Source organism: Mesorhizobium sp. M7A.F.Ca.CA.002.15.2.1 (genome assembly GCF_003998715.1).
Classification (GTDB): Bacteria; Pseudomonadota; Alphaproteobacteria; order Rhizobiales; family Rhizobiaceae; genus Mesorhizobium; species Mesorhizobium ciceri.
On record NZ_RZPI01000507.1, the window covers coordinates 1 to 4,236 of the forward strand.

General features: G+C 62.3%; 6 protein-coding genes. 5 read left to right on the forward strand and 1 reads right to left on the reverse strand.

The window, feature by feature from the left end; translation table 11 throughout:
• Nucleotides 1-277: 277 nt before the first annotated feature.
• Genes ENZ74_RS23785 through ENZ74_RS23805 form a run of 5 tightly spaced genes read left to right on the forward strand, consistent with a single transcriptional unit; the run spans nucleotide 278 to nucleotide 3,737 of the window.
• Entirely contained in the window at nucleotides 278-784 is a 507-nt protein-coding gene (locus tag ENZ74_RS23785; RefSeq protein WP_063169581.1) for a tail fiber protein, read from the forward strand.
• Between the two features lie 13 nt (nucleotides 785-797).
• The gene (locus ENZ74_RS23790) at nucleotides 798-1,298 is read left to right on the forward strand and encodes a tail fiber protein (RefSeq protein ID WP_063169580.1); all 501 of its coding nucleotides are present in this window, start codon (nucleotides 798-800) and stop codon (nucleotides 1,296-1,298) included.
• Between the two features lie 10 nt (nucleotides 1,299-1,308).
• Nucleotides 1,309-1,833: a tail fiber protein gene (locus ENZ74_RS23795; protein ID WP_063169579.1), complete on the forward strand. Its 525-nt coding sequence runs from the start codon at nucleotides 1,309-1,311 to the stop codon at nucleotides 1,831-1,833.
• A 33-nt stretch (nucleotides 1,834-1,866) separates the two neighbouring features.
• Nucleotides 1,867-3,189 carry a hypothetical protein gene (locus ENZ74_RS23800; protein WP_063169578.1) on the forward strand — a complete coding sequence of 441 codons (1,323 nt, stop codon included), beginning with the start codon at nucleotides 1,867-1,869 and terminating at the stop codon, nucleotides 3,187-3,189.
• Nucleotides 3,190-3,200: 11 nt separating this feature from the next.
• A complete protein-coding gene (locus ENZ74_RS23805) occupies nucleotides 3,201-3,737 on the forward strand; it encodes a GNAT family N-acetyltransferase (RefSeq protein ID WP_244514246.1) in 537 nt (178 codons plus the stop codon).
• 72 nt (nucleotides 3,738-3,809) lie between these two features.
• On the opposite strand, the gene ENZ74_RS35315 is transcribed toward ENZ74_RS23805, so the two are convergent.
• Nucleotides 3,810-4,236 (reverse strand): hypothetical protein (locus ENZ74_RS35315; RefSeq protein ID WP_245470996.1); only part of this gene is annotated, 427 nt, incomplete at its 5' end.

The following is a 4,236-nucleotide window of genomic DNA, read 5'->3' on the forward strand; positions in this document are numbered from 1 at the left end:
ACCGACGACACGGCGGTTCAGGCCTATCTCGCCAGTCTCAACAGCCATTCGGGTGGCGGTGCCGCGACAGTGGCCGCCGACCACAACAACACCGGCTTCGGGACCATTGTTGGGGTTACGGAGCCGCCCCTGCCATAGGCGGGCGTTGCGCGCGGTGGCGCTGGAATAAATTACAAAATGTATTGGCCGAGCAGATTGCTTTGTGGCGGTGGGTGATCTAACGTAACGTCATGTAGAGATTGGCTTTTTACTACAAATTGAACGTTTGGGGGTGTATATGGCCGAGCCGTATCTCTCGGAAATCAAGTTGATTTCTTTCAACTTCCCTCCCCAAGGTTGGGCGTTCTGCGACGGACAGCTCCTGCCGATCAACCAGAACCAGGCATTGTTTGCTCTGCTGGGCACGACCTATGGCGGCAATGGGCAAACGACTTTCGCCTTGCCCGATTTGCGCGGGCGCGTGCCAACTCATACTGGCGGCCAAGGTCATCTCCTGGGCGAGCGGGGCGGCGAGCAGGCGCATACGCTCACACTGCCCGAGATTCCCCAGCATTCTCACACCGCCAGCGCGACATCGGATTCCGGCGATCTCTTCGTCGCCAGCGGCAATGTGCTTGCGGCGTCGCCCGCGCAGCTTTACGCGCCCGCGACATCGAACCTGACAACGCTGGTGCCCAGCAGCGTCACCACGATGGGCGGCAGCCAGGCACATGAAAACATGCAGCCCTATCTGGTGCTGAATTTTTGCATCGCCCTGCAAGGTATCTTCCCGTCGCGGAATTGAAGGACGCGCAGTCATGACAGTTTACATCGGCGAGATTCGCATGTTCGCGGGGAACTTTGCGCCCGCCGGATGGGCGTTCTGTCAGGGCCAGACGATACCCATCTCCGAAAACGATGCCCTGTTCCAGTTGATCGGCACGACCTATGGCGGCGACGGTCAGGAGACATTCAACCTGCCGAACCTGGCCAGCCGCGTGCCGGTCCATCAGGGAACCGGTTTCATCATCGGGCAAACCGGCGGCGTCGAGGACGTGACGCTGAACATACAGCAAATGACCGGCCACACTCACGCCATGCTGGCGACGAGCAGCGTCTCCAACCAGACGAGCCCCGCCAACAACGTTGTGGCCCAATCGTCTACAGGCAAGCTCTATGTCGAGGACACACCGACGGCGAACCTCGCCAACCCTGTGGTCGGCATGACGGGTGGCAGCCAGCCTCACAGCAACCTGCAGCCTTACCTCTGTGTCAATTTCATCATTTCACTGTTCGGCGTTTTCCCGACCCAAACATAAGGACAGGACCATGTCGGACCAATTCGTCGCGGAAATCCGAATTTTTCCGTCCAACTTCGCACCCAGGGGCTGGGCGACCTGCGACGGTCAGCTCATGCCGATCTCGCAAAACACGGCCTTGTTCTCGCTGCTGGGCACGACCTATGGCGGCGATGGCAGATCGACCTTCAGCTTGCCGGACATGCAAGGCAATGTGCCGATGCAACCCGGCCAGGGTCAAGGGTTGGCGCTTTATGATCTAGGGCAGTTCGGTGGCTCGGATACCGTGTCTCTACTGGAATCGGAAATGCCGATGCACAATCACAACATCCGCGCCGTAACCGACCCTGCCGAGCTTCAGATCCCGACGCCGGATCGGGCGATCGCCAGGTCGAGCAACGCCAACGCCTACAAGAACACGACCGCTAACATCGTGTCGATGGCAGTGAACATGCTGGCTCCGGCAGGTGGCAGTCTGCCGCACAACAATCGCATGCCCTACCTGACATTGACTTTTTGCATCGCGCTGGAAGGCTTTTTCCCGCCGAGAGGCTGAGGAATTCCGAATCAACAAGGCAGGACCGATACGATGGCCAAGAAAGCTGAACCTAGGTCGAAGGCATCGGCCCCCGCAGCAAGGACGCCCGCGCCCGCGCCTCGGGCGGCTTCCAAGGCCAACGCCCGCTCGCGGCGATCCAGCGTCCCGCCCATCTACCAGAACAAGCCCGCCGGCGCGGCGTTCTTCGAACTGTCGCGGCTGATGGTGGTGGGCATCGATTCCGCCAAAAGTCAGTTGATCCAGAAGGCTCAAGACGCACCGAACGGGTCATGGCCCGCGGCGTGGTCGTTCATCGCGCCCGGCGCCTGGGTGATCATGACGGCGGGCCTCACCAGGGACGGTCGCGTCGCCGTGGTCGCGCAAGCCTCGGGCACCACCAACCTGTCCTTCATCACCGAAGACCCCAACCAGATCGGTCCGATCGACAAATGGACCGCGCCGACGAGCATTGGCACACCGCCCGGTGCCACCTCCTATCAGAAACTGACGATGGCGCGCGATGCCGATGGCCGCGTCGAAATCTTCCTCACCGACAATCTGGGCCGCATCTGGTGGATCTACCAGAACCCGGATGTGATTGTTCAAGTGCAGAAAACCATCACGCCGCCCGGCACGACGACGCCGATCGTCGTCACCGTCGACGAGCTCAGGCCGCCAGTCCAGCCGTGGAGCGCCTGGATCCAGCTGACCGGGCAGCTCGTGGCGATCACGGCGCTGCGCCAGGCAGACGGCCGCATCGCGCTGTTCGGCATCAACTCCGCCCTCCATCTCTATCGCTGCCAGCAGGCCAAGGTCCAGGCGCTGACGGTCGCCGACTGGACGCCATGGGTGCAGATCGACGCCGGCTACCCCTTCACGGAAATGGCGCCGATTGTCGGTCCGCTGGGCGGCACCAATCTGTTTGCCATGACGCAGCAAGGCCAGGTCCTGCACACCAAGCAATTGCCGGCCGGCTCCGACACCTGGACGGCCTGGGCGACGCCCGGTTACAGCAGGGTTCCCAAATACACGCTCTGCGCCGGCATCCAGGGCGACGGCGACATCATGCTGGTCGCCTCCGACCAGCAGCATGTCCACTCCTTCAACGCCCAATATGACGCCGCCACCCAGAACTGGTCGGGATGGCGCGATTTCGGCGGCTCCGGCGCCAACACCAGCCTGTCGCTCGACTACAATGCCGATGGCCGCCTTGCCCTGTTTTCGATGATGGTCCAGAACGACGGCACAAATGGTCTGTGGACCATCAACCAGATGGCCATGGACAGCTCCGAATGGGAGTGGACGTGGACGGCGCTGGCCACCAGCAACCTCAAGCAGATCGTCGTCGTGCGCGACCTGACGCCGCCGGTCTGACGTCAGGCAGCGTGACAGAGGCAAAGCAGGCGTATCGGCTCGCAGCCTGGTCCCGGTCGGAGAAGGCCGGGCTCGGCTTCCGCGCCGCGACAGAGGCGGATCTGCCGTTCCTGTCGCGGCTCTATGCCTCGACGCGCGTGGAAGAACTCGCCGTGACGGCGTGGACCGAGGCACAGAAGGCCGCCTTCCTCGACATGCAGTTCCAGGCGCAGCACGCGCATTACCGAAAACACTATCCCGAGGCCGACTGGCTGGTGGTGGAACGAGCGGGGAAAGACATCGGCCGGCTCTACATCGAGCGCTGGCCAGGCCAGCACCGCATCATCGACATTGCCTTCCTGCCGGAGCATCGCCGCAAGGGCTACGGCACCGCACTGCTGCGCGATCTCATCGACGAGGCATGGTTAGCCGGCAAATCAGTATCGATCCACGTCGAGAAGCACAATCCGGCCAGGTGGCTCTATGTCAGGCTCGGTTTTGCGGTGGTCGAGGACAAGGGTGTATACGATTTGATGGAATGTGCGGCGCCGAGTGGCGGGGCGGGGTGAGACGATGGCTGTCCCGCTGGCGTCAAGGTTTCGCGCCGCAGCGCAAGCGTCGCCTCAAAGAGCAAACGTCGCCTAGTTGAACACCGCTTCGTACAGCCGCCCGGCCGCATCGGCGGCGACCGGCACGATGAAGATCTCGTGGCTGCCGCTTGTGCCAGTGAAAAGGTAGGTCGCCTGCGGCAGCGCGATGTCGCGCGGGCCTCTAAACAGCAGCGAGAAACCGCCACCCGGGCGCGGGCTGGCGGCGATGGGCTTGACCGCGCTCAGTTCGAGCGGGATCTGCTTGCCCCCGGCTTCGATGGTGAAGGTTTGTCCCTGCTCGAAATCCGACACCGACGCCATCCCGTTTGCCTCAATCTTTGCGCTGGAGCGGTTCAGCGTTCGGATCCGATCCAGCTCTTTGTTTCTCCGCAATTGCCAGGGGAAAACCGCTGCACACTTTTCCCGGAATTGCTCCAGCGGCGGCACTGTCGCCGCTTCGCCGCAAGCTGTCCAGAGG

What these genes read in the sequence shown, in the direction of transcription:
- ENZ74_RS23785 (WP_063169581.1), top strand. Translation starts at nt 278, where the DNA reads ATGGCCGAGCCGTATCTCTCGGAAATCAAGTTGATTTCTTTCAACTTC.
- ENZ74_RS23790 (WP_063169580.1), top strand. Translation starts at nt 798, where the DNA reads ATGACAGTTTACATCGGCGAGATTCGCATGTTCGCGGGGAACTTTGCG.
- ENZ74_RS23795 (WP_063169579.1), top strand. Translation starts at nt 1,309, where the DNA reads ATGTCGGACCAATTCGTCGCGGAAATCCGAATTTTTCCGTCCAACTTC.
- ENZ74_RS23800 (WP_063169578.1), top strand. Translation starts at nt 1,867, where the DNA reads ATGGCCAAGAAAGCTGAACCTAGGTCGAAGGCATCGGCCCCCGCAGCA.